We start from the raw sequence: 1,187 nt of genomic DNA, 5'->3' as shown, positions 1-1,187 counted from the left end.
TCGCCCCCCTCCTCGCCGCCTGCCTCGACAAACACCCCTACGAACGCCCCGACACCAAGGCCGCCATGCTCCGCCTCCTCGGCGAGGAGCCGGCGATCCGGATCACCGGGGACGGCGACTGGCAGGACGGGCCGCTGCCCGCCGTGCCGCAGCAGCCCGGCGCCACCGCCCCGCAGCCGGCGGCGCCACCCGGCTGGGGCGCTCCGCCGCTCCCCCGGGACGCCGCTCCCCCCGTGCAGGGACCGGTCGTGCTGCAGGTGACGGCGGAGACCAAGGACCGGCCGAAGACCGGCGGTTTCTCCGTCGTGCTGGCCGCCTGCGTCGGCGTGGTCGTCCTGCTGTCCGGGCTCGGGCTCTGGGCCGCCGGGAGATACACCTCCCTCGATGCGGAACGGGCCTCCGCCCAAGGGGCGGCGCCCCACGCGACCCTGGGGCTGGTCGACCAGTCGCAGGCGCAGGGCGACGGGCAGGCTCTCGGGGACGACCCGGCGGACACCGGCAAGGTGACCGTGCCCTGGGCCACCACGACCGGCCCGCAGGTCCCGGACGTCGGGCCGCTGCAGCTGAACACCGAGGTCCCGACGATCTCGCCGCCGGTCCCGTCGATGACGTCGTTCGTCACCCCGCCTCCCATCCCGGCGACCACCGGACCGGCGGTGCCGACGACCGCCCCGACCAGGGGAGGAGAGGCAAGCACCAGCGCCTCGCCCACTCCGACGCCGCCTCCCTCGCCGACCCCGACCCCGACCCCGACCCCGACCCCGACGGCGTCCTCGACGGTCGAGCCGACCCCGGCCCCGACGGCCACGCCCACCCCGAGCGAGCCGCCGACGCCGACCCCGAGCGCGTCCACCACCCCCACCCCGAGCGCCACGCAGACGGCTCCGACGCCGAAGCCGTCGGCGACCCCCACCCCGAAGCCGACGCAGACGGCTCCGACACCCAGGCCGACGCCGACCTTCACCCCGAAGCCGACCTTCACCCCGAAGCCGACGCCGACCTTCACGACGGCCAGGCCCACCTTCAAGCCGACCCCGACCCCGACCCCGACCCCGACCCCGACGCCGACGCCGTCCGCACCGCCCCCCGCGGCCTCGCGTCCCAACCCGCACACCCCGCAGGAGGCCTGCGGAGCCGGCTTCGCCGTCCAGCGCTCCGGCTCCTTCAACGGCGGCACCACCTACCAG

General features: G+C 76.7%; 1 pseudogene. It reads left to right on the top strand.

The annotated features are described in order from the left end of the window. Nucleotides 1-1,187, top strand: a pseudogene (locus ACWDS7_RS48605) (serine/threonine protein kinase); the annotation flags it as partial.

Source organism: Streptosporangium sp. NPDC003464 (assembly GCF_053588315.1).
Note: the sequence above shows the minus strand (reverse complement) of the source record. Positions and strands in the feature narration are given on the sequence as shown.